20 protein-coding genes are annotated in these 22500 nt (G+C 53.8%); 15 read left to right on the top strand and 5 right to left on the bottom strand.

What is annotated here, in order from left to right; genetic code table 11:
- The first annotated feature begins 53 nt into the window (after positions 1–53).
- From metE to MID00_RS19410, 5 genes are all read left to right on the top strand, one after another.
- Positions 54–2345: a 5-methyltetrahydropteroyltriglutamate--homocysteine S-methyltransferase gene (gene metE, locus MID00_RS19430; RefSeq protein ID WP_254499376.1), complete on the top strand. Its 2292-nt coding sequence runs from the start codon at positions 54–56 to the stop codon at positions 2343–2345.
- A 241-nt stretch (positions 2346–2586) separates the two neighbouring features.
- Positions 2587–3564 carry a DUF1852 domain-containing protein gene (locus MID00_RS19425; protein WP_035268048.1) on the top strand — a complete coding sequence of 326 codons (978 nt, stop codon included), beginning with the start codon at positions 2587–2589 and terminating at the stop codon, positions 3562–3564.
- A 29-nt stretch (positions 3565–3593) separates the two neighbouring features.
- Entirely contained in the window at positions 3594–4622 is a 1029-nt protein-coding gene (locus MID00_RS19420) for a methionine synthase (protein WP_247965528.1), read from the top strand.
- Between the two features lie 252 nt (positions 4623–4874).
- Complete coding sequence (locus tag MID00_RS19415) at positions 4875–5522, top strand: TetR/AcrR family transcriptional regulator (RefSeq protein ID WP_254499375.1); 648 nt, start codon at positions 4875–4877, stop codon at positions 5520–5522.
- Between the two features lie 21 nt (positions 5523–5543).
- Entirely contained in the window at positions 5544–7256 is a 1713-nt protein-coding gene (locus MID00_RS19410; RefSeq protein WP_254499374.1) for an acyl-CoA dehydrogenase family protein, read from the top strand.
- Between the two features lie 108 nt (positions 7257–7364).
- Here the strand turns inward: MID00_RS19410 and MID00_RS19405 are convergent, their stop codons facing one another.
- Positions 7365–7802 carry a VOC family protein gene (locus MID00_RS19405; RefSeq protein WP_254499373.1) on the bottom strand — a complete coding sequence of 146 codons (438 nt, stop codon included), beginning with the start codon at positions 7800–7802 and terminating at the stop codon, positions 7365–7367.
- On the opposite strand from MID00_RS19405, the gene MID00_RS19400 reads away from it, so the two are divergent.
- The 8 genes from MID00_RS19400 to hisI all read left to right on the top strand — a co-directional run bounded on the left by MID00_RS19400 (position 7801) and on the right by hisI (position 14185).
- On the top strand, positions 7801–8502 hold the full coding sequence (locus MID00_RS19400; protein ID WP_254499372.1) for a YafY family protein: 702 nt from the start codon (positions 7801–7803) through the stop codon (positions 8500–8502). The two genes, MID00_RS19405 and MID00_RS19400, sit on opposite strands and share 2 nt — an antisense overlap.
- Before the next feature lie 220 nt (positions 8503–8722).
- Positions 8723–9940 (top strand): zinc metallochaperone GTPase ZigA, encoded by a 1218-nt coding sequence (gene zigA / locus MID00_RS19395; protein WP_254499371.1) that lies wholly within the window; start codon positions 8723–8725, stop codon positions 9938–9940.
- A gap of 63 nt (positions 9941–10003) precedes the next feature.
- A complete protein-coding gene (gene folE2, locus MID00_RS19390; RefSeq protein WP_254499370.1) occupies positions 10004–10945 on the top strand; it encodes a GTP cyclohydrolase FolE2 in 942 nt (313 codons plus the stop codon).
- Positions 10946–11075: 130 nt separating this feature from the next.
- On the top strand, positions 11076–11351 hold the full coding sequence (yidD, locus tag MID00_RS19385) for a membrane protein insertion efficiency factor YidD (RefSeq protein WP_009454655.1): 276 nt from the start codon (positions 11076–11078) through the stop codon (positions 11349–11351).
- Positions 11248–11805: a SufE family protein gene (locus tag MID00_RS19380; protein WP_254499369.1), complete on the top strand. Its 558-nt coding sequence runs from the start codon at positions 11248–11250 to the stop codon at positions 11803–11805. Before yidD ends, MID00_RS19380 begins: the two co-directional genes overlap by 104 nt.
- Positions 11802–13196, top strand: coding sequence for a dihydroorotase (locus MID00_RS19375; protein ID WP_254499368.1), 1395 nt, complete (start codon positions 11802–11804; stop codon positions 13194–13196). Before MID00_RS19380 ends, MID00_RS19375 begins: the two co-directional genes overlap by 4 nt.
- Before the next feature lie 25 nt (positions 13197–13221).
- Positions 13222–13680: a ferric iron uptake transcriptional regulator gene (gene fur, locus MID00_RS19370; protein ID WP_115635190.1), complete on the top strand. Its 459-nt coding sequence runs from the start codon at positions 13222–13224 to the stop codon at positions 13678–13680.
- A 28-nt stretch (positions 13681–13708) separates the two neighbouring features.
- Positions 13709–14185: a phosphoribosyl-AMP cyclohydrolase gene (gene hisI / locus MID00_RS19365; protein WP_254499367.1), complete on the top strand. Its 477-nt coding sequence runs from the start codon at positions 13709–13711 to the stop codon at positions 14183–14185.
- 67 nt (positions 14186–14252) lie between these two features.
- Here hisI and MID00_RS19360 read toward each other — a convergent pair whose 3' ends face one another.
- Entirely contained in the window at positions 14253–15134 is an 882-nt protein-coding gene (locus MID00_RS19360) for a LysR substrate-binding domain-containing protein (protein ID WP_035268022.1), read from the bottom strand.
- A gap of 171 nt (positions 15135–15305) precedes the next feature.
- Between MID00_RS19360 and MID00_RS19355 the strand changes: the two genes are divergently transcribed.
- Positions 15306–16859 (top strand): MFS transporter, encoded by a 1554-nt coding sequence (locus MID00_RS19355; RefSeq protein WP_254499366.1) that lies wholly within the window; start codon positions 15306–15308, stop codon positions 16857–16859.
- Positions 16860–16977: 118 nt separating this feature from the next.
- Here the strand turns inward: MID00_RS19355 and MID00_RS19350 are convergent, their stop codons facing one another.
- Positions 16978–18216 (bottom strand): MFS transporter, encoded by a 1239-nt coding sequence (locus MID00_RS19350; protein WP_254499365.1) that lies wholly within the window; start codon positions 18214–18216, stop codon positions 16978–16980.
- Between the two features lie 691 nt (positions 18217–18907).
- On the opposite strand from MID00_RS19350, the gene MID00_RS19345 reads away from it, so the two are divergent.
- Positions 18908–20350, top strand: a complete 1443-nt coding sequence (locus MID00_RS19345; protein WP_254499364.1) for an HD domain-containing protein — start codon at positions 18908–18910, stop codon at positions 20348–20350.
- A 104-nt stretch (positions 20351–20454) separates the two neighbouring features.
- Here MID00_RS19345 and MID00_RS19340 read toward each other — a convergent pair whose 3' ends face one another.
- Positions 20455–21963: a tripartite tricarboxylate transporter permease gene (locus MID00_RS19340; RefSeq protein ID WP_203144819.1), complete on the bottom strand. Its 1509-nt coding sequence runs from the start codon at positions 21961–21963 to the stop codon at positions 20455–20457.
- A gap of 3 nt (positions 21964–21966) precedes the next feature.
- Positions 21967–22416, bottom strand: coding sequence for a tripartite tricarboxylate transporter TctB family protein (locus MID00_RS19335; protein WP_254499363.1), 450 nt, complete (start codon positions 22414–22416; stop codon positions 21967–21969).
- Positions 22417–22500: the final 84 nt, after the last annotated feature.

Genomic DNA, 22500 nt, shown 5'->3' with positions numbered 1-22500 from the left:
GCTTCCTACAATGCAAGTCATTCATTCATCCACTGGCCTTTAAAGAGCAGCACATGACGACGATTCATAATCTTGGCTTTCCGCGCATTGGCGCCAAACGGGAACTGAAGTTCGCCTTGGAGTCTTACTGGAAGGGCGAATCTTCGCGTGACGAACTCAAGGCTCTGGGCGCCCAGCTGCGTCAGCGTCATTGGGAAAATCAGGCAGGTCTGGATCTGGTGCCCGTTGGAGATTTTTCTTTTTACGATCAGGTGCTGGATGCCAGCTTCTTGCTGGGCAATTTGCCTGAACGTGTGCAGGACTTTCATGGTGACGAGCTGGATAACTATTTCCGTGTAGCGCGCGGTCGTTCGGCCAAGGGGCTGGAAGATCACAGCGCTTGCTGCGGTGGCGTGGCTGCCGGTGAAATGACCAAATGGTTCGACACCAACTATCACTACATCGTCCCCGAATTTACGGCTGACACCCAGTTCAAGCTTGATGCCTTGCGTTTGTTGGAGCGGCTGGCTGAAGCCAAGGCTCAAGGCGTGAAGGCCAAGCCTGTGATTATTGGCCCCGTGACTTATCTGGCACTGGGCAAGGCCAAGGATGAATCCAACAAGCTGGCTCTGCTGGATCGTTTGCTGCCCGTGTATGTCCAATTGCTGGAGACGCTGGCTAAAGCCGGCGTTGAGTGGGTGCAGATTGACGAGCCTATTCTGGTTACCGAGCTGGATGCCGATTGGCAGCAAGCGTTCAAGACCGCTTATCAGCAACTGAAAGCTGCTGGCGTGAAGTTGCTGGTAGCCACTTACTTTGGTCAGTTGCTGGAAAATGCTGCTTTGGCCGCCAGCTTGCCTGTTGCCGGTTTGCATGTGGATGCCATCAATGATCGTGATGGTGTGGATGCACTGCTCAAGCTTTTGGGTGACGACAAGGTCTTGTCCCTGGGCGTGATCAATGGTCGCAATATCTGGAAAACAGATTTGACCGCTGTACTGGACTGGGTTGAGCCCATCGCCAAGCAACTGGGTGATCGTTTGTGGATTGCTCCTTCCTGCTCGCTGCTGCATGTGCCGGTTGATCTGGACAGCGAAGAAAAGCTGGATGCCGATGTGAAGTCCTGGTTGGCCTTTGCTTTGCAAAAGCTGGATGAACTGCGTGTATTGGGTAAAGCCTTGAGCCAAGGGCGTGATGCCGTCAAGGCAGAGCTGGCCGATAACCTGGCCGCTTTGACTGCCCGTCGCAACTCGCCCCGTGTGAATAATCCTGCTGTGAAAGCAGCGGTGGCGCGCATCTCGGCCGAGCTGGGCAAGCGCAAGAGTGTTTACGAACAGCGTGCTTCCAAGCAAGCTGAATTCCTGAAACTGCCCGCATTCCCCACCACCACGATTGGTTCTTTCCCACAAACGGCAGAAATCCGTCGTGCTCGTAGCGAGTTCAAGGCCGGTCGTCTGGACGAAAACAGCTATCAGGCCGCAATGCGTGCCGAGATTGAGCGCAGCGTGCGTGAGCAGGAGAAACTGGGTCTGGACGTGTTGGTGCACGGCGAAGCCGAGCGTAACGACATGGTCGAATACTTTGGTGAGCAGTTGGACGGCTACGCATTCAGCCAGTTCGGTTGGGTGCAGTCCTACGGTTCGCGCTGCGTGAAACCACCCATCCTGTTTGGTGACATCAGCCGTCCTCAAGCCATGACGGTGGAATGGATCACCTACGCCCAGTCGTTGACTCAAAAACCCATGAAGGGCATGTTGACCGGCCCCGTGACGATCTTGAACTGGTCCTTTGTGCGTGATGACCAGCCTCGCTCGGCTTCTTGCCTGCAACTGGCGCTGGCCATTCGCGAAGAAGTGCTGGATCTGGAAAAGGCCGGTGTGCATGTGATTCAGATTGACGAAGCCGCCTTGCGTGAAGGTTTGCCTCTGCGTAAATCGCAATGGCAAAGCTACCTGGACTGGGCCGTGGAAAGCTTCCGCATCACCGCCAACGGCGTGGGCGATGAGACGCAAATCCACACACATATGTGTTACTCGGAATTCAACGACATCATTTCCTCCATCGCTGATATGGATGCGGACGTGATCACCATTGAAACCAGCCGCTCGGACATGGAATTGCTGGAAGCCTTCGAGAACTTCCAGTACCCCAACGAGATCGGCCCTGGTGTGTACGACATTCACTCGCCTAACATTCCGACCGAGCAGCACATTGTGAATTTGATGAAAAAAGCCGCCGAGCGCGTGCCAGCAGAACGTTTGTGGGTGAACCCCGACTGTGGTTTGAAGACACGTCAATGGGCTGAGGTGATTCCCGCTTTGACCAATATGGTGGCCGCAGCGAAAGTTTTGCGGGCAAGTGCCTGATCAGGTCAGGAGCTGAGTTTGGCGGAAAGTCCCGGCCAAATGTCGGGACTTTTTTTGAGGCTGATTCAAACCTGTTTTCTGGCTTCACCAGGAAGAAGAGAGTAAGCAGTGCAGCCCCCCGAAACAGCTCAGACAATCAGCACAGAGTGTACATAAATAAGATGAATTTATTTTTCAAGATCAATGGCTTGACTCGAAAATAAATTCGAGATTGAAATCAGAAATTAGGGCATACATAAAAATGAATAAAGAATTCGCGTTCAGCATCAGAAGCATCCGTTTTGATGAAAACTACCGTCCAGCCGATAACACACGTATCACCACTAACTTTGCCAATTTGGCCCGTGGTGAAAGCCGTCAGCAAAACCTGCGCAATACTCTGAAGATGATCGACAATCGCTTCAATAGTTTGGCTCATTGGGACAACCCGAATGGGGACCGTTATTCAGTTGAACTGGATATTGTCTCTGTTGATATTGATGTTGAAGGCAATGGTTCTACGTTTCCGACCATCGAAATTCTGAAAACCAGTATCGTTGATCACAAGGAAAACAAGCGTATTGAAGGGATTGTGGGTAACAACTTCTCTTCGTATGTGCGTGACTACGATTTCAGTGTGGTTCTGCTGGAGCACAACAAGAACAAAAACGGTTTCAGCGCCCCGGAAGGCTTTGGTGACTTGCATGGCAAGTTGTTCAAGGCTTTCGTGAACTCCACGCTGTATCAGGAAAACTTCAACAAATCCCCCGTGATTTGCCTGAGCGTATCCAGCAGCAAGGTCTACCACCGTACAGGTAATCAGCATCCGGTATTGGGCGTCGAATACCAGCAAAACGAGTTCTCGCCGACCGATGAGTACTTCGCGAAAATGGGCTTGCAGGTTCGTTATTTCATGCCGCCAAATAGCGTGGCGCCTTTGGCCTTTTACTTTCGTGGTGATTTGCTCAGTGACTACACGAATCTGGAATTGATCAGTACCATCAGCACGATGGAGACATTCCAGAAAATCTACCGCCCCGAGATTTACAATGCCAATTCGGCAGCAGGAATGCGCTATCAGCCCAGCCTGAAAAATGCGGATCATTCGGTTACGCAAATTGTCTACGATCGTGAAGAACGTAGCCGTCTGGCGGTTGAGCAGGGCCGGTTTACCGAAGAGAGTTTTATCAAGCCATACAAAGTTATTCTTGATCAATGGGCAGCCAGTTACGCGCTTTGATTCATCAAAAACAACAAGGTTATTTAATTATGAAAAAATTGCTACCCACCTCCACCGCTGGCAGTTTGCCTAAACCCTCCTGGCTTGCTGAACCCGAGAAACTGTGGTCGCCCTGGAGACTGGAAGGTGAGGACCTGGTCGAAGGCAAGAAAGATGCACTGCGCTTGTCCTTGCAAGAACAATTGCACGCCGGTATCGATCTGATTAGCGACGGCGAGCAAACCCGCCAGCACTTTGTCACTACCTTCATCGAACATCTGGAAGGCGTGGACTTTGAAAAGCGTGAGACCGTGCGTATTCGTGACCGTTACGATGCCAGCGTTCCAAGCGTTGTCGGTGCTGTCAATCGCCCCAAGTCCGTGTTTGTGGATGATGCCAAGTTCCTGCGCCAGCAAACCTCGCAGCCGATCAAATGGGCGCTGCCTGGCCCCATGACCATGATCGATACGCTGTATGACAACCACTACAAGAGCCGTGAGAAATTGGCATGGGAATTTGCCAAGATCCTGAACCAGGAAGCCAAAGAGCTGGAAGCCGCAGGCGTGGATATCATCCAGTTTGACGAACCTGCTTTCAACGTGTTCTTTGACGAAGTGAATGACTGGGGTATTGCTACGCTGGAACGTGCCATTGAAGGTCTGAAGTGCGAAACCGCCGTGCACATTTGCTACGGTTACGGCATCAAGGCCAACACCGATTGGAAAAAGACCCTGGGTTCGGAATGGCGTCAGTACGAAGAGTCCTTCCCGAAGCTGCAGCAATCCAAGATCGACATCATTTCGCTGGAATGCCAGAACTCCCACGTTCCTATGGATTTGATCGAACTGATCCGTGGCAAGAAAGTGATGGTTGGCGCCATTGACGTGGCCACCAACGTGATTGAAACCGCTGACGACGTGGCCAACACACTGCGCAAGGCGCTGAAGTTTGTGGACGCGGACAAGCTGTACCCTTCCACCAACTGCGGGATGGCACCGTTGCCACGCGCCGTGGCTCGTGGCAAGCTGCACGCCCTGAGCGCCGGTGCTGAAATCGTTCGCAAGGAACTGTCGGCCTGATAGGTTTGATACCTTCGCGCTAGCGAGTTTCAGACTGCCCCCAGCAAACAGTATTGATGGCTTTGCCATCGCTGTTGCTGGGGGCAGTTTTATTGGGGCTGCTGATCGTGTTGCTTTAAATAACAGATGCTCCCAAGCCGCCTGCAATGCCAGGAGGCGAGTATTTTGACACCTCTGCTTAACGAAATTCTTGTCCACCACAAAGAAATGAACTAGGATTCACTCATGTAATGAATCAGAGTTCACTTCTTTATGGCCTATCGTCAAACCCCCGCCGTTGAAGCCCGTCTGCAAGACAATCGCGGCCGTATTCTGGAAGCGGCTCGCGTTTTGGTCAGTGAAGGTGGCTGGCAGGAAGCGCAGGTAGCCAGTGTGGCGGCCGCAGCCGGTATTGCCACCGGGACGGTCTATCGTTACTTCCCCTCCAAGGCCGAGCTGTTTGCAGAAGTCCTGTCGTTGGTGTCACAGCGTGAGGTGGATGTGCTCACGGACATTGCGCAGGCTGACGGAGCCTCTATGCTGCGCCTGCATGCCGCAGTCTCAACATTCGTAAAACGCGCCATGCGTAATCCTCGTCTGGCGTATGCCTTGATTGCCGAGCCATGCGATAAGGAAATCGACGCGGCTCGTCTGGTGTATCGCGCCGCGATCAGCCAGGTCATTCACTCCATTGTTTCCATGGGGCAAGATGCCCAGGAAATGCGCCAGGATGTGCAGCCCGATATTGCGGCTACCGTCATTGTGGGCGGTTTCATGGAAGGGCTGATTGGCCCGCTTTCTCCTTTAAGCCGTCAGCAGCACGATGGCACGGACAGTTACCAGCGCCAAGTGGCTGCGCTGGCTGACCAGATTGCCCTGATGGCGTGCGCCAGCGTGGCAGCCCTTTCTGCCACGCCTTAAAAAAACAGTTCGGAGACAACCATGAACCAAGCGCTTCCCCTCAGCATTTTGAATGCGCCCGAGGATCGTTACAGCACGCATCAAGTTTTGAATCAGGCTTTGCCCGCCAGTGGTTTCAATGCTTTTACGGGCGATCAGGTTTTAACTGAGGCCATTCGCCGCGAAGCTCCGTGGGCCGAATCGCGTTGTCAGGCTTTGGGGGCGGTGGCTGGTGATGACAATGTTCAGGAGTTGGCCCGTTTGGCGAACCGTCATATCCCTGAACTTAAAACGCATGATCGCTTCGGCAACCGGATTGATTGGTTGGAATTTCACCCCAGCTGGCATGAATTGATGACCCTGGCCTGGCAGCACGAGGTGCCGAATTTAAGCTGGCGTACGCAAGAGAAAAACGGCCACTTCGCTCGTGCGGTCTTGTCCTATCTGTGGAATCAGGTGGAGCATGGTACGGGTTGTCCGACTGGCATGGCGTATGCGGCGTATGCCGGTTTCGAGGCTGAACCTGCTTTGGCGATCTGGGCGGACAAGCTCAACGGGACGCGCTACGAATACAGTCGTCGCGAAGTGGGGGACAAGCCCTCGGTGGTCATTGGCTATGCGATGACAGAAAAGCAGGGCGGTTCAGATCTGCGCGAGACGCAGACTACTGCGCGCTTCTCCCATAGCGCGGATTATCACGGCGCTACAGCGCATTGGTATGAGCTGACGGGGCATAAGTGGTTTTGTTCAGTGCCGCAGTCTGATGGCTTTTTTACGCTGGCTAAAGTCAATGGCGGTGTTACCTGTTTCTTTTTGCCCCGTACCTTGCCGGACGGCAGCTATAACCGCTTTTTTGTACAACGCCTGAAGGACAAGGCGGGCAATCGTTCCAACGCGTCCAGTGAAGTGGAGTATGCGGGTACGCTGGCAATTCGGGTTGGGGAAGAAGGGCGCGGTATTCGGGAAATTCTGTCGCACTCGCATTTGACACGTCTGGATTTTGCGATTGGCTCGGCGGGTTTGATGCGACAGGCGCTGACCTTGGCCCTGCGTCACACGACATCACGCAAGGCTTTTGGAACCTCCATTGCCGATCGGCCCATGATGAGCAATGTGCTGGCGGATATGGCGGTAGAAGTGGAAGCGGCAACCTTGATGTCCTTGCGCGTGGCCAAGGCCACTGACCTGATGCAAAGCAGTGACCACGAAAGGCTGCTGGCTCGGGTGGCCACGCCTGCGGCTAAGTACTTCAATTGCTCGCGCGCCCCCTCCATTGCGAATGAGGCTTTGCAATGTCACGGCGGCAATGGCTTTATTGAAGAAAACCCCATGGCCCGTGTGTATCGAGAGGCCCCCTTGAACAGCGTTTGGGAAGGGACGGCGAATATGATGTGCATGGATGTGCGGCGCGCCATGATCAGAGATCCGCTTACGGTGGAGGCGGTTTTCAATGAAATCAGACCCTTGGCCGGGCAAGACAAGCGATTCGATGCACTGGTACAGCACACTGAGCGTTTGGTTCGGGCGGCAATCGAGGATGAGTTCCTGGCCCGCCCCATGACCGAAGCCGTCGCCCGCGTCTTGCAGGCGGCCGAGCTGCTGCGCTATAGCTCTCAAGAAGTGGCGGATGTGTTTTTAAGTACGCGTAGCGGCGGGGAAGTGGGGGCTTGGGGAGCGCATTACGGTACTTTGGGAACGATGGCATCTTCGTCAGTCGCGCAGAAAATTATGCGCAGAGCGATGGTGACAGATTGATTTGTGCTGTTTGTAGAGCCTGGAGGGAGCAGGGGCTATCTGTATCAAGTCCGGGATAGCCCTTGTTCTTTGGAGTCCGACGGCTTTGCAAGTAATGCAGCGTCAGTCTTACGCTGCTGTGCAGACCCTTAATCGGTGTCCATCCGGGTCCAGTGCAACGAATGTGCGCCCAAAAACGGCTGTCATGGGCTCTTGCTCTATGGTGATACCCGCAGTCACCCAGTTTTGATACAGCTGATCAACAGCCGCATCATCGTCCACTAAAAAAGAAAGCTCGGAGCGGTGCCCAGTTCCGGATGATACAAAGCTGGCTGCCTGGGTAGACCACAAACCCAGGGTCAGGCCCGTGTACGGTTCAAACGCGACATAGGTGGGGAAGGATTCAACGGGCGCTTTTTGAAGCAGCTTCTCATAGAAAAGGCTGCTGGCTGCGGGGTCTTGGACATAGAGCAGCAAAAGGTTTGGGTGATTCATGATCGCTCCAACAAGGTGATTGAGCAGATCATTATGGGTGACCATACTGCCAAAAATGGCAGTATCTGGCATGGCCCGAGCAGAACGACTTCTTTCCCTTTTACAAGTGCTACGCCGGCACAAACGTCCGGTGAGTGGTGCGCGGCTGGCCCAAGAGTTGGGCGTCAGCATTCGGACCTTATATAGGGACATTGCTTCCTTGCAGGCGCAAGGTGCCGATATAGAAGGGGAGCCGGGAGTCGGCTATGTGTTGCGACCTAGTTTCATGCTGCCACCCTTGATGTTTTCTCAAGCAGAGCTGGAGGCCTTGATACTGGGCTTTCGCTGGGTAGAAAAGTTTGCGGACGAGCCGCTGACCAAAGCGGCTGGCGATGCCATGGCCAAGATCTCTGCGGTCTTACCCGATAGCTTGAGAGACAGCCTGGACAGCACCGCTTTACGGGTTGGGCCTAGAGTGATTCAGGATGCTGAGCTTGTTGATTGCGGCATTGGGCGTACCGCGATTCGTTTGCAGCGCAAGCTGCGCATCATTTATGTAGACGGGGCAGGCCAGGAGTCGGAGAGAGTGATCTGGCCTTTTTCCTTGGGCTACTTTCAGCACTTCCGGATTCTGGTGGGCTGGTGCGAATTGAAAGGGGATTTTCGGCATTTCCGGACGGACAGGATACAGCGCTTGGTCTGTCTGGAGGAGTCTTATCCCCGGCATCGGGCTGATTTGTTCAAACAGTGGCGCGCAACACAAACAGAGCTAAGCTACGTGCCTGACACCTGACACCTGACACCTGACACCTGACACCTGACACCTGACACCTGACACCTGACACCTGTGACCTTGCTTTGTGAAAACCGGTTTCTCTGTCCTGATCGTCAAGCCCTCCTTGCAAGAGGGTTTTTTCTTTGCCAATTATTGTTATGTTATAACATCTCAAAATTGGCAGAAGTCCTTTGCAAGGAACGGCCCATTGATGCCTCAAGAAAGAAGAGAGATGACGATGACCCTCGATAACACGCCAGTCGATCCCGCAGCCCGCATTCCCGTAACGGTTTTGTCCGGTTTTCTGGGTGCGGGCAAGACGACTTTGCTGAACCACATCCTGAACAATCGCGAAGGCCGCCGCGTGGCCGTCATCGTGAACGATATGAGCGAGGTCAATATTGATGCCGCTCTGGTTCGTGATGGCGGTGCCGAGCTATCGCGCACGGATGAAAAGCTGGTGGAAATGAGCAACGGCTGTATTTGCTGCACCTTGCGCGAGGACTTGTTGTTGGAGGTGGACCGTCTGGCCAAGGAAGGGCGTTTTGATCAGCTGGTTATTGAATCCACCGGCATTTCAGAGCCACTGCCCGTGGCTGAAACGTTCACCTTTGAGGGCGAGGACGGCCGCTGCCTGGGTGAAGTCGCGCGCTTGGACACTATGGTCACGGTAGTGGACGCCTTTAACTTTCTGCACGATTACAGCTCGCAGGACAGCATCCAGTCCCGTGGCGAATCTTTGGGTGAAGAAGATGCGCGTACCGTTGTGGACCTGTTAATTGAGCAGATCGAGTTCTGTGATGTGCTGGTTCTGAACAAGATTGATTTGATCAGCGAGCCAGAACGCGAGCGCCTGATGGCCATTCTGAACAGTCTGAATCCCCGTGCTCGTATTGAAACAGCCGAGTTCGGCCAGGTGCCCTTGGACCGCGTTCTGAACACCGGCTTGTTCGATTTTGAAGAGGCTTCCAAGGCCCCAGGCTGGCTGCAGGAATTGCGTGGTACTCATACCCCGGAAACCGAAGAGTACGGCATAGGTAATTTTGTTTACCGCGCCCGCCGTCCATTCCACCCGCAGCGTTTCAAGGCACTGGTCGAAAGCGAATGGCCTGGGGTGGTGCGCTCCAAAGGCTTTTTCTGGTTGGCGAACTTCCCGACTCTGGCGGGCTCCTGGTCACAGGCTGGCGCGGTGGCTCGCTATCACGTGGCGGGTTACTGGTGGGCGTCCATGCCGCCTGAACGCTGGCCGGAGGATCCCGAAGCGGTAGCGCTGATCAAGGAAAAATGGGACGAACGAGTAGGGGATGCGCGTCAGGAGCTGGTTCTGATTGGTATGGATATGGACGAGGAAGCACTGCGCGCCCGTTTCGATGCCTGCCTGTTAAGCGATGAAGAAATGGCCAGCGGCCCCAGCACCTGGACAACGTGGACGAATCCGTTTGCAGACTGGCCTTGATAGCGTTGAGGTCTTGCCAGGTCTTTGCCAGCGTGAGCAAGGCCTTTTGATTGGATGTTGAGTATGACTGTTGTACTTCCCGACCCGGCTTTGAATGATTCCTCCCATGGCCTGACTCCACTTTCCTGGGTGGGTATGGAGGGAATCGACCTGCCCATTACCGTGCTTGAACGAGGCTATAAGCAGCAGCTCCATGCGCGGGTGGATGCTCAGGTTGATTTGCCCTTGGCACATGTAAAAGGGATACATATGTCCAGGCTGTACCGCTTGCTGAATGACTTGCCGCCAGAACAGTCCTTGTCACCGTTAGGGCTGCGGCGTCTTTTGCAAGGCATGGTGGATAGCCAGCAGGACTGTGGAACGCGCAGTGCAAGACTGTGTTTTCGCTTTGATTTATTGGTGCGACGGCCTGCCTTGGTCACGCAGGGTCTGGCCGGCTGGAAATCCTATCCCGTCGCGCTGGAGGCCAGACTTTTGGACGGTATCTTTATATGCAAGGTGCAGGTTCAGATAGCTTATTCATCGACCTGTCCTTGTTCGGCTGCGCTGGCTCGGCAGTTGATTGAACAGGGCTTTATGCAGGCCTTTGGAAAGCAGCCTGTCTTGCATGCAGATGAGGTAGCTGCCTGGTTGCACAAGCACGCCAGTCTGGCCACTCCACATAGTCAGCGTAGTCAGGCTCTGGTTCACATCCAAGTATCGGAAGACAGTGAGGATTTTGGGTTTTTGACGCTGATTGATCGCATTGAAGAGTCATTGGCAACACCCTTGCAAACCGCCGTTAAACGAGCAGACGAGCAAGCCTTTGCCGCCTTGAATGGTCAGAACCTGATGTTTGTGGAAGACGCGGCGCGTCGTATAGAAGCGGCCTTGGGGGGCTATCAGAATCCTGGTGTTCAGGTCCGACATCTGGAGAGTCTGCATCCCCATGATGCAGTGGCGTTCAAAACTCCTGTATCGGAAGGGATGCCTTTTTTGCGGCTGAGCGGGGGCGTAGCGCCATGAGTGTTCTAGTCCTTGCTGTCTCGTGCCAGACCCACTCCATGGGTCAAACTTTCTTGCTATTGGCGCAGCCAAGCAAGCTCACGATATGTCCATTTGAGCGGGTATGTCGCTCCCGTGCTTGGGAGCTGCGATGAAAACCGTTCTTGTCTCTGTTCTGGTCCTGCTTGTTCGCGGCTATCAGCTTTTTATTAGCCCATTGCTGGGGCCACGTTGCCGCTTTTATCCAACTTGCTCCCAGTATGCGATTCAGGCTTTGCAGGCGCATGGCCCCCTCAAAGGAACTTGGCTGGCTGCACGGCGCCTTGTTCGTTGTCACCCTTGGCATCCGGGCGGGCATGACCCTGTTCCAGCTCTTGATGATCGGGGTAGGCAATCGCTCAAGCAAGCAGGAGAAGACCGTGGGTAAGGATGCAGCACCAGAAGAGTCCATAGTTCAAGCCCAGCAAGCCATTGTGGAGAGTTTCCAGTTCCTGGGGAACTGGATGGCCCGCTACGAATATTTGATTGATCTGGGGCGCTCCTTGCCGGACTTCCCGGACGAATGGCGTACCGAGACGAACCGTTTGCATGGCTGTCAGGCACAGGTCTGGATGGTGTCTGAATTGCGTGATCACAAGTTGTTTTTTCAGGCCCGTAGTGATTCCGCCATCGTCACCGGCTTGTTGGCTTTATTGATGCAGGTGTACTCGGAGCGTTTACCGCAAGAAATCCTGTCTCATCCCCCTGACTTTTTACGGGCAATTGAACTGGAGCAGCACTTGTCACCGAATCGCGCTAATGGCCTGTTTCACATGATGGAGCGGATTCGTTTGACGGCACAAGACGCTCTGGATGTAGAAGCCGAAAAGGTAAAACCATGACGCCAGAAATCCCGAAGGCCTCTACCTCCCGGACGGCAGAAACCGTCAGGCAGCATAATTTGCGCCATGTCGATTTGCTGCTCTGTGGCGCTACGGTAATGACTCCTAATGGGGCCGAGCGTCTCGACATCGCCTGTGCGCAAGGCCGGATTACGGCTCTTGGTGATTTGTTGCCCGGCTGGAGTGCAGACTGTGTGCTGGACCTTAATGGCCTGCATGTTTTGCCAGGGGTGATCGACAGTCAGGTGCATTTCCGAGAGCCGGGGCTGGAGCACAAAGAGAATCTGGAAGCGGGTACACGGGGTGCAGTCCTGGGCGGCGTGACGGCGGTTTTTGAAATGCCCAACACCTATCCCTTGACCTTGGGTGCTGCCGATTTGCGAGCCAAGCTGGATGCTGCTCAAGGCCGAAGCTGGTGTGATCACGCCTTTTATATCGGTGGCTCTGCCTTGAATGCCGATTCCTTGCAGGAACTGGAGCAGCTCCCAGGTTGTGCAGGCATCAAGGTCTTTATGGGCAGCTCCTTTGGAGACCTATTAGCGGATGAGGACGCCGTGCTGCGTCGCATCTTGCGTCATGGTCGCAGACGGCTGGCAGTACACGCCGAGGATGAGACCAGACTGCGTGAACGCAAATATATCGCCCTGGATAGTGGCGACGTGCGCCAACACCCGGTTTGGCGTGATGTGGAAAGTGCCTTGAAGGCAAGCCAACGCATTGTTCGTCTGGCGGCAGAGGTGAAGCGCCGATTGCACGTGTTGCATGTGTCTACCGCAGAGGAAATGCAGTTTCTGGCCGCGCACAAAGATCGCGTAACGGTGGAAGTCACCCCGCACCATCTCAGCCTGCAAGCCCCCGACTGCTATGAGCGTCTGGGCAGCCTGGCGCAAATGAATCCCCCGGTGCGCGGGCAGGTTCATCAAGACGCGCTGTGGCAGGCGATCCGTTCGGGCGTGGTGGATGTCATTGGCAGCGATCATGCACCTCATACCTTGCTGGAAAAGTCTCAAGCCTATCCCGCCTCACCCAGTGGCATGACTGGCGTGCAAACCTTGCTGCCCGTGATGTTGAACCATGTACACGCAGGCCGCTTGAGTTTGCAGCGACTGGTGGATTTGACCAGTGCCGGACCTGCCCGGATTTTTGGACTGGAAGGCAAGGGGCGCATAGCCCTGGGTTTTGATGCGGATTTCAGTATTGTGGATTTGAAGGCACGCCGCCGCGTCCGCAATGACTGGATTGCCAGCGTCAGCGGCTGGTCTCCCTACGACGGCATGCCAGTGGTGGGCTGGCCGATTCACACCATTGTGCGCGGCCATTGTGTTGTTCGTGATGAAGTCCTGGAAGGGCAGGCTCAAGGCAGGCCGCTGCGTTTTCTGGAAGTCCCTTAACCGCCCGTTCAGCAAGGAGTACGTCGTGACGGATTCAAAAGAGCTTAAAGAGCGAGGCCTGAAGGTGACGACGGCTCGTATCCAGATTCTTGAGATATTCCAGGCCCCCGGCATTCGTCATTTGACGGCAGACGATGTGTATCGCCAACTGATCCGGCAAGGCAGTGAGATTGGCCTGGCGACTGTCTACCGTGTACTGACCCAGCTGCAACAGGCAGGCTTGCTAAAGCAGGTTTATTTTGAATCCGGCCGGGCGCTGTATGAGCTGGACGATGGCGAACACCATGATCACCTGATTTGCACGGACTGCGGGCGTGTGCAGGAGTTTCATGATCAGACGATCGAGCAGCAGCAAAAAATGATTGCTCAGGAGCGGGGCTTTCAGGTTATGGAACATAGTCATGTGGTGTACGGACGCTGCCTGAATCCGGATTGTGAATATCGCCCGGAACCCATGATGACAAGGAGAAAACATGAAGGCTAAAGGACAAGACACAAGATCTGCTGACAATATGGCAGTACAAATAAACCGCCGAATCTCGGTAGAGCAGGTGGAGGAGGGCCACGAACTGGCCCCCAAATTTGACAAACAGGGCCTGATTGCCTGCATCACGACAGACGCTAACAATGGCGAGGTCTTGATGCTGGGTTACATGAACCGGGAAGCCCTGGAAAAGACCATACAGACCGGTGAAGCCCATTACTGGAGTCGCTCGCGTCAAATGCTCTGGCATAAAGGTGCCAGCAGTGGACTGGTGCAGACGGTAGAGGAAATGCGTATCGACGACGACCAGGATGCGGTGTGGTTACGTGTGCGGGTAGCCGGTTCCGGGGCCAGTTGCCACGTAGGCTATTACTCCTGTTTCTACAGACAGGTGCCGGTTGGTGTCGAGCATAGCAAGGGCCAGGATCTGGTTTTTGTGGAGTCCGCCAAGACCTTTGATCCCAAAGACGTGTATGGGGATGCGCCCAATCCCACTGTGCTTTAAAGGGTGCTCATGCTGGCGGGGCTGGGCGAACTTCACGTTTACTTCTGGCCGCCTGAACCTGTGCTGATCAGGACGATGCAGCCCCCGTCAGTCGCGTAGAGCGATGCTCCCGATAAGCCGCTGCCAAGGTCCGCAAGGCTTCCCGCGAGCGTTGATCGGTCAGCGTTGAGTGCAACACAATCCGGGAAGGGGGCAGGGCTGGCAGTCCCAGACGTTGGCCCACATCAATTGCATCTGGCGGCGCCAGGCGGCATGAAAATGCCGCGACCGCCAAACCGGCAGAGACCGCCGCCATTACGGCCGCATGACCACCGCCTACAAACACTTCATTCCACTCAATCCCGGCAGTGCTTAACGCGTGTGTTGCAATATCCCGCACGCCACAGCAGGGAGCCAGGGCGGCCAGCCGTAAAGGTTTGCCTTCTTGCTGATGAAAGCAGGGTGCCGCAAACCAGGCAAAGTGTTCAGGCCCCAGGTCCTCTCCGTCACGGCGATGATCCTCCTGGCGCACGATGACGGCATCCAGCTCTCCCTTGTCAAAATCTTCCAGCAAGCGATGCGAGCTTTCCAGGCGAACTTCAATCGTCAGGGCAGGGTCTCGTTCATTCAAACGGGACAACAAAGTAGGGACTTCCGGCCCGGCAACGTGCTGGGCAATTCCCAAACGAAAGCGGCGGCAATCGCAGAGCAGGGCGGCTCTGGCGCGGTCGTGTGCAGCAATGAATTCCCGTGCGGGATTAATGAAAACCGTACCTTGAGCAGACAGCCGTACCAGCCTTGGAGTGCGTTCGATCAGCTTGTAACCCAGGCGCTCTTCCAGGCGTTTCAGCTTCACGCTGATCGCGCCTTGTGTGGTGCCCAAGGCTTCTGCGGCTTTGGTAAAGCTTTGGAACTCGGCAATGCTCACAAAAGCTTGTACGGATTCCACATCCAGAACAGGGCGGCTCATGATCTATCCATATTTGTTGTTTCTGATATGCCCGATCATAGCATTGATGAATGGCTGGCCCGTCCCTACTATCTCTCCTGACTGAGCGGTCCCGAGCTTTTGGGTTTTGGTGTCCGCACTTTGGCTCGCCGGGACGGCGACGTGTATTGACGACTTTTTGGAAAGATAACGATGACTCCCTCTATCTCGAGTCAGGGCCGCTACGCCTTGGCTGCCGTGTGCTTGTCAGCCTTGATGCTGGGCCTGGAGATCTCTAGCGTGCCGCCGATTTTATCCACCATAGAACAGGTCATGGGGGCCAGTTTCCGGCAACTGCAATGGGTGATGGCAGCCTACACCATTGCCATGACGACCATTCTGATGGGGGTAGGCACTTTGGCGGATCGCTACGGCCGCAAGCGCATTTTTACGATCGGGATTGTGGCGTTCGGGATCACTTCCCTGGTGTGCGGACTGACGGAAAGTGCAGCTGTTCTGATTGGCGCACGTTTTCTGCAAGGCTTGAGCGCTGCCATGATGCTGATCTGCCAGATCGCGATTTTGTCGAACCAGTTTCGGGACGGACAACAGCGTGGCAAGGCCTTTGCGTGGTGGGGTGTGGTCTTTGGTGCCGGGCTGGGTTTTGGGCCGATTGTGGGTGGCCTGATTCTGACTCTGGCCAGCTGGGAATGGGTGTTTTTGATTCACGCCGTGCTGGCCATTATTACCTTGCTGCTGGCGCGCGCTGGCGTACAGGAGTCGCGTGATCCGGGCGCCAGCACCTTGGACGTAGCCGGTATTGCCACCTTGTCCTTGGCCGTGTTTTGCCTGGTGCTGTTTGTCACTCAGGGGCCGGTGCTGGGCTTTGCCAGCCTGCCAGCCTTGAGCATTATTACCCTGTCCGTCCTTAGCCTGATTGCCTTTGTAATCGTGGAGCAGCGCAGTGTTAGGCCCATGCTGGAGTTCTCCGTATTTCGTATCCGCAGTTTCTCCGGTGCTTTGTTGGGCTCGATGGGGCAGAACTTCAGCTTCTGGCCCTTCATCATCTACCTGCCCATTTATTTTCATGTGGGGCTGGGGTATGACAGTGTGCAAACTGGCTTGGCCTTGTTGGCTTATACCTTGCCGACCTTGTTTGTCCCACCCTTTGCAGAACGGCTGGCGCAGCGTTGGCAAGCGGGCGGAGTCATTGCACTAGGTCTGTCCTTGATTGGTTTGGGCTTTGTGGTGATGAAGATAGGCAGTGTGTCTGATCAACCAGGCTGGCTGATTTTGCCGGGTTGTGTGCTGGCCGGAATAGGGCTGGGCATGGCCAATACCACGACCACCAATGTGATTACCGCTTCGGTATCGGCTGAACGCGCTGGTATGGCCTCGGGGGCGGATACCAGTGCCCGCATGATTTCCTTGGCCTTCAATATCGCCTTGATGGGTTTTGTGCTGGTGCAAGGCATCATGAGTGATCTGCGTACACGACTGGGCCTTTCTGCCGATAGTGAACTGCGTTATCTGGCTGAAAAAGTAGCTTCGGGCGATGTCAGTGCCGTGTCGCAAAGCAGTGCCTTGCTGGTGAATGCAGCCGATCCTGTAGAGGCAGTGCATGCGGCCCTGATTGCTGGTTTTGGCTGGGTCATGGTGTACGGCGCATTGGCCGCGTTTGCCTTGGCGGGTTTGAGCTTTCTGATATTTGGCTCTGCCAAGAAGCTCACTCCGGTGGGCTGCAAGGCGAAGTGTGAGGCGGCTTAGGGCAGATTTTGGTGTGATGCCTGAAGCATGAGCGTTGCACTTCGCGTCGCAAGGCGTGACACGTCCGCCTTGCTTTAGCTGTTCATGCGTTTGTATGGATGAAGCCTGAACGAAGCCACTAGTCTGTGGCTTTGTTTTTTGTGGAGCTATTTGCCGCAAGCAATGCAACCAGAATCAGCAGTACGCAAACCAGTAAATAAGGCACACTTGGAGAGACTTCATACAACAGGCTTCCTGCCAGCGGGCCCAGGACGATACCCAAACCTTGTGCGGCGCCGATGGATCCTGCCGCAGCACCTTGCTCATGCGGTTCGACGGCATTGGCTGCCAGGTCCGAGAAGGCGGGGAAGATCCAGCCCATGCCGCCTGCTGCAAAGAAGTAGCAGACCATCAGCATCCATTGACTGTTAGCCAGGGCCACGGCCCCGAAACCCACCGCACTGATCAAGCCGCCCACCCGGATCAGACGCTGTGGTGACCAGGACAGCTTGCGCACGATCAGTTGCGAGGTAATCAAGCCCACACCGACCAGGGTCAGGGCGAAACCGGCAGCTTGGGCCGCAGCTTCTGGTTCCAGCCCCAGGCGGTCAATGGCAAAGAAACCGACGGCAATTTGTCCGACTGCCACGCTGAACATGGCCGCAAAGGCAACCAGCATGGCTTGTCGCAGTCGTGGATCACTCAGGCGCAGGCTGGTGGGTTTCAGATTGCTGACAACCGTGCTGCGTGGCAGGCGGCACCACAGGATACCCAGGGCCAGCAGTGGCAGCAGGGCGGTCAGATACAGCGGAAGATCCAGGCCGTATTGCGCCAGCATGGCGGCCATGGCCGGGCCTGCTACCAGGCCAATTCCGTTGGCAGCACCCAGCGAGGCCATGACGTTTGCCCGCCGTTCGGGGGGAACGTGGTCCGCAATCAAGGCCTGGCTGGTAGTGGGAATGGCTGCGAAAAATCCGCCAACCGCTCCGCGTGTAATCAGGAGTCCCACAAACACCAGCCAGGGAGAGGCCTGGAAGTGCAGGGACAGAATCAGGACGGCGCACATGGCCCAATAGACCAGCATGAAGCCACCCACACCGGCCAGCAAAACGGGTCTGCGTCCACGGCTATCGCTAAGGGAACCCCAAGGGCGTGACAGCAGCATCCACAAGACGCCGCCTACCGTGACGACGGCACCCGCTTGCCAAGGAGGGAGGTGCAGGGATCGGGCAATAGGTCCGATCAGGGCCACAAAGGCCATCATGGCCATGGTGCAGCTCATGTAGGCCAGCATCAAAGGCTTGAGGTGAAAGGGGGGAGCGCTAGCCGTTGGAGGAACGGCATCTGCGGGGGCGGCCAGGGGCGAGTCCTGAGTCATAGGAGTGGTGATGGTTGAGACGTAAGGAAAGGGATGAATCCGGGGTGCTAAATCTCAATTGGTATTGAGATTCAATATCATTACGTAAAGATCAGGATTGCGCCAGCAGAATTACGAAAAAGTTCGGTAGCGCGGGTGTCTGGGAGATGGGCCCAATAGGTGCCCCCGGGTTTGTTGCCTGCTTTTTTACTTATTGGCAGACATAAAAAAGCCGGGCGTTGCTGCCCGGCTTGATGGAGGTTCGGTAACGCTGTTACCTGGTCCCCAATTGCTAGTTGCTGTCAGAAGCTCACGCCTTGGCCAAGGCCCCCAGCTTCTTCTGGCTATTTGAGCACTCCAGGAAGATTATCGGATTACCACGGCACGGCAGCGGGGCGCGGCGGAAGTTTTCTTCTACTATCGCTCCTAAGACAAAGCTCAGTAGCAAGGGAGCCGTTTCAAAACACAGTATTTTTTGTTGTTATAGCAAGAGTTTTAAAGATGGCATGAGTAATTGGGTTTTTGAAGCGCCATTTTAGTATTGAATTTATAAGTGCATGGTTTTTTTGTGTTTTTTAGGGTAAATTTCAATAGTCAATATTTTTATTGTTGAATCTACGCGTTCTCTGGGTTGCGAGGCTTAATTTTTTGCTCTACTTTTAGTTATTTTGAGCAATTTTTTTTGTAATTAAATTATAAAAGGGAGGGGTGTATGTTGAAAATGATAAAGGATCCTATTCATGATTTTGTGGAGTTTAGGGGGGAGTATGAGAACGATCTTCTGAGTAAAGTTGTATCAGATCCGTTTTTTCAAAGACTAAGGAGAATTAAGCAGTTGGGTTTTTCTGATTATGTTTTTCCTTCTGCGACCCATTCACGGTTTTCTCATTCTTTAGGCGTTTATTCAGTGGCAAAGATGATGTTGTCCGTTAAAGAGCCTGGGGCGGTGGAGGCGGGAAGGTGGAGTAAGGAAGGCAAACAATGTCTTGCAGCTGCTTTGTTGCATGATGTAGGGCATGGAATGTTTAGTCACTCATTTGAAAAGGCAATGGAGTTCTTCTTTGCGAGAAATCCTGAGTATCAGAAAAAATTTCCGAATTTAAAAGCAGCGGTAAATCATGAGAAAATAAGTGAAAGAATTATAAAAGAGTCTTCTATGCATGAAGTTCTTGAGGGGATTGGAGGGAATGGGTTTTCCCATGGGGTATCTGACTTAATAGAGAAAAAAAATAAAAATTGTATATACACGTCTATTGTGTCTGGTCAGCTCGATGCTGACAGACTTGATTATGCAAAAAGAGATTCCTATTTTGCTGGGATTGCATCAGGTGGCATTGATCTAGGTTGGTTGATTAGAAACTTAAAAGTTAACTCTGGGCAGGAAGGGGAGTTTTTTTATGCGGATAGCAAGGCGTATGTGTCGTTAGAGCAGTTTGCTGTAACTTTATTTCAATTATACCCAAACATATATTTCCATAAAAAAACTAGGGGTTTGGAGTATATGTTTTCTTTATTAATGTGTCATGTTTTTGAGTTAATTGCTCAAGGGGATCTTGATTCTTTGGGGTTGGCTATTGATCACCCGTTTGTTGTTTTTTTTAAAGATCCTTCTGATATAAATAATTCTCTTTTTCTAGATGATGCTACTTTTTTAGGATCTCTTTATTTGTTCATAAACTCAAAGAATGGCTTTATAAGCACGCTAGCGAGACGGATTTTAGAAAGGAGAATTTATCCGTTAATTGATGTTTGGGAGATCGCTGAAGGGTTGGCTGGCTATAATAAGAAATTTTATGATCTGGACGCTCAGAAAAGATTAATTATTATTAATAATTTATGTAATGGCGTGCGGCAGGAAATTGCGAATACTGAAGATTGGAACGAGAGTAATTATTATGATTTTTATAGTAGGCCTATTTATAAAAAGATAAATAATACAGGTGGGCATCCACAGCAAATAAATGTAAAGATTGGCAGTGATTTTTTTGATATTTCTTCAGTTTCCCCAATTATTGGCAGTGAGGCTAGTTTTAGTATCCATAGAATATATTATGATGATTCTATCGAGGGATATGGGGAAAAATTGCGTGAGATCATTGAGGGATTAATGAGTGGCAAATTGACCGATTATTTGAATACTATCAGTAGTAGTTGATTTTGGGTTTTTAAAAGTAAACCGGGCAGTTATGCCCGGTTTTTTTGGTTAATGCTGAGTTTTTTGTATGTCTCTAAGAGAGGATAGCTAGTGTCGTAAGTGAGCTACCCCCCCAGCTTCTTCTGGCTATTCGAGCGCCAGAACGAGTAGCTCAGTCCCAGCATCAGCAAGATGCACGCAATAATAAAGACCATGCTGATCGGGCGCTCCAGGAAGATCATGGGGTCACCACGAGAAAGCAGCAGGGCGCGGCGGAAGTTTTCTTCTACCATCGGTCCCAAGACAAAGCCCAGCAGCAAGGGGGCCGCCTCAAAGCGCAGGCGCATGAAGAAGTAACCCAGCACCCCAAACAGCAGCACGATATTCACATCGAACAGGTTGTTGTTGGTGCTATAGACACCCACGCACACAAAGAACAGGGCCGCGGGGTACAGGTACTTGAAGGGCACGGACAGCAGGCGCACCCACATGCCGATCAAGGGCAGGTTCAACACCAGCAGCAGGATGTTGCCCACCCAGAAACTGGCGATCAGGCCCCAGAACATATCGGCGTGCTCGACCACCATTTGCGGGCCAGGCTGGATGCCGTGAATGATCAGCGCGCCCAGCATCAAGGCCATGACCGGGTCGCCGGGAATGCCCAGGCTCAGGGTAGGAATGAAGCTGGTCTGGGTAGAGGCACTGGTGGCGGCTTCGGGCGAAGCAATGCCCTCAATCGCACCACGTCCAAAGCGCTCGGGGTTCTTGGCAACTTTCTTTTCCGTGGCGTAGGCAATGAAAGACGCAATGGTCGGGCCAGTGCCGGGCAGAATCCCGAAAGCCGCACCAATCGCAGTACCGCGCACCAGAGCGCCTTTGGATTGCTTGATATCGCCTTTTTCCGGACGCAGGGAACGGGTGGAGACTTTACCAATGGCCTTGGTGTGGCCGCTATTGATCCGGTTGATGTTCTTGAGAAAGTCCGCAATACCGAACAGGCCCATGGCCAGCGCCACAATCTGCAAGCCGTCCTGCAGTTCCGGAATATTGAAGTCAAAGCGCGATACACCACTGTTCACATCCGTACCGACCACGCCAAAGATCAAACCCATGACGACCATGGCCACGCCCTTGATGGCAGAACCTTTGGCCAGTGTGGCACCGGCCAGCAGGCCCAGCATCATCATGGAAAAGTATTCAGCCGGGCCGAATTTGAATGCAATATCGACCAGCGCGGGCGAGAACAGAATCATGGCCAGAATGCCGATGGTGGCCCCAAAAAAGGAGGACAACATCAACATGAACAGAGCCGATCCGGCTTTGCCGTTGCGGGCCATGGGGTTGCCGTCCAGACACGCCACTGCGTGCGAGGCGGTACCGGGCAGATTCAGCATGATGGAGGTAATGCCGCCACCGTACTGGGAGCCATAGTAAATACCGGCCAACATAATCAGGGCGGCGGTCGGGGTCATGGCGTAGGTCAGGGGCAGCAGGATGGAGATGGCTGCCAGCACACCCATGCCGGGCAGCACCCCGATCAGGTTCCCCATGAACACGCCAAACACGGCCCACATCAGGTTGTCCAGTTGAAAGGCAACGCTAAAGCCGTGCATCAGGTTAGATAGAATTTCCATGGCTTAGCCCCAAGTAAACAGGGGGAATTGCAGCTCCAGCCCCCAGGAGAAAATAACCACACCCAGCAGTGTCACGAAAATGGACAGCAGCAGGGCAGTGAGCCAGGAATGTTCCTTGTCGCCCATGGCTGAGATGAACACCAGGGCAAAGGTGGCGGGAACCAGTCCGCCGTAGCGACCCAAAATAATGAAGACGATGATGCCGCCCACAATGGCCATCCAGCCACGCCATTGCGGCGGGCCGTAGTCCTCCTCCTGCTCATCGTCGTGCGCGGCGGTCTCTACAAACAGGTACAGAGCGCCCAGCACAATCATCACGATGCCCAGCAGAAACGGGAAGTAGCCCGGTCCCATGCGGGCCATGGTGCCCAAGGAGTATTTCTGTCCCATCAGGACGGTAAATACGCCTACTCCCACCATCAGGCCGGCTGAATAATATTTTTGTCTGCTCATGAATCTCCTCATTCCCCTAAAGCAAGCATGATTTTTATAAACCCTGAAAAAGAGCGATTAAAAATGAGGCTAGCTTAGCGGAGC

The sequence above is a fragment of the Alcaligenes sp. NLF5-7 genome, from assembly GCF_024266725.1.
Taxonomy (GTDB): Bacteria; Pseudomonadota; Gammaproteobacteria; order Burkholderiales; family Burkholderiaceae_B; genus Alcaligenes; species Alcaligenes phenolicus.
This window is presented reverse-complemented; position numbering and strand designations above follow the sequence as displayed.

Coding starts and splice junctions, on each gene's coding strand:
- MID00_RS19360 (WP_035268022.1), bottom strand. CDS start 15,134: ATGAGCCGCCCTGTTCTGGATGTGGAATCCGTACAAGCTTTTGTGAGC.
- yidD (WP_009454655.1), top strand. CDS start 11,076: ATGAAAACCGTTCTTGTCTCTGTTCTGGTCCTGCTTGTTCGCGGCTAT.
- MID00_RS19355 (WP_254499366.1), top strand. CDS start 15,306: ATGACTCCCTCTATCTCGAGTCAGGGCCGCTACGCCTTGGCTGCCGTG.
- MID00_RS19425 (WP_035268048.1), top strand. CDS start 2,587: ATGAATAAAGAATTCGCGTTCAGCATCAGAAGCATCCGTTTTGATGAA.
- folE2 (WP_254499370.1), top strand. CDS start 10,004: ATGACTGTTGTACTTCCCGACCCGGCTTTGAATGATTCCTCCCATGGC.
- MID00_RS19340 (WP_203144819.1), bottom strand. CDS start 21,963: ATGGAAATTCTATCTAACCTGATGCACGGCTTTAGCGTTGCCTTTCAA.
- MID00_RS19405 (WP_254499373.1), bottom strand. CDS start 7,802: ATGCCAGATACTGCCATTTTTGGCAGTATGGTCACCCATAATGATCTG.
- MID00_RS19415 (WP_254499375.1), top strand. CDS start 4,875: ATGGCCTATCGTCAAACCCCCGCCGTTGAAGCCCGTCTGCAAGACAAT.
- MID00_RS19420 (WP_247965528.1), top strand. CDS start 3,594: ATGAAAAAATTGCTACCCACCTCCACCGCTGGCAGTTTGCCTAAACCC.
- MID00_RS19350 (WP_254499365.1), bottom strand. CDS start 18,216: ATGACTCAGGACTCGCCCCTGGCCGCCCCCGCAGATGCCGTTCCTCCA.
- MID00_RS19335 (WP_254499363.1), bottom strand. CDS start 22,416: ATGAGCAGACAAAAATATTATTCAGCCGGCCTGATGGTGGGAGTAGGC.
- MID00_RS19410 (WP_254499374.1), top strand. CDS start 5,544: ATGAACCAAGCGCTTCCCCTCAGCATTTTGAATGCGCCCGAGGATCGT.
- MID00_RS19400 (WP_254499372.1), top strand. CDS start 7,801: ATGGCCCGAGCAGAACGACTTCTTTCCCTTTTACAAGTGCTACGCCGG.
- metE (WP_254499376.1), top strand. CDS start 54: ATGACGACGATTCATAATCTTGGCTTTCCGCGCATTGGCGCCAAACGG.
- MID00_RS19375 (WP_254499368.1), top strand. CDS start 11,802: ATGACGCCAGAAATCCCGAAGGCCTCTACCTCCCGGACGGCAGAAACC.
- MID00_RS19345 (WP_254499364.1), top strand. CDS start 18,908: ATGTTGAAAATGATAAAGGATCCTATTCATGATTTTGTGGAGTTTAGG.
- hisI (WP_254499367.1), top strand. CDS start 13,709: ATGGCAGTACAAATAAACCGCCGAATCTCGGTAGAGCAGGTGGAGGAG.
- zigA (WP_254499371.1), top strand. CDS start 8,723: ATGACCCTCGATAACACGCCAGTCGATCCCGCAGCCCGCATTCCCGTA.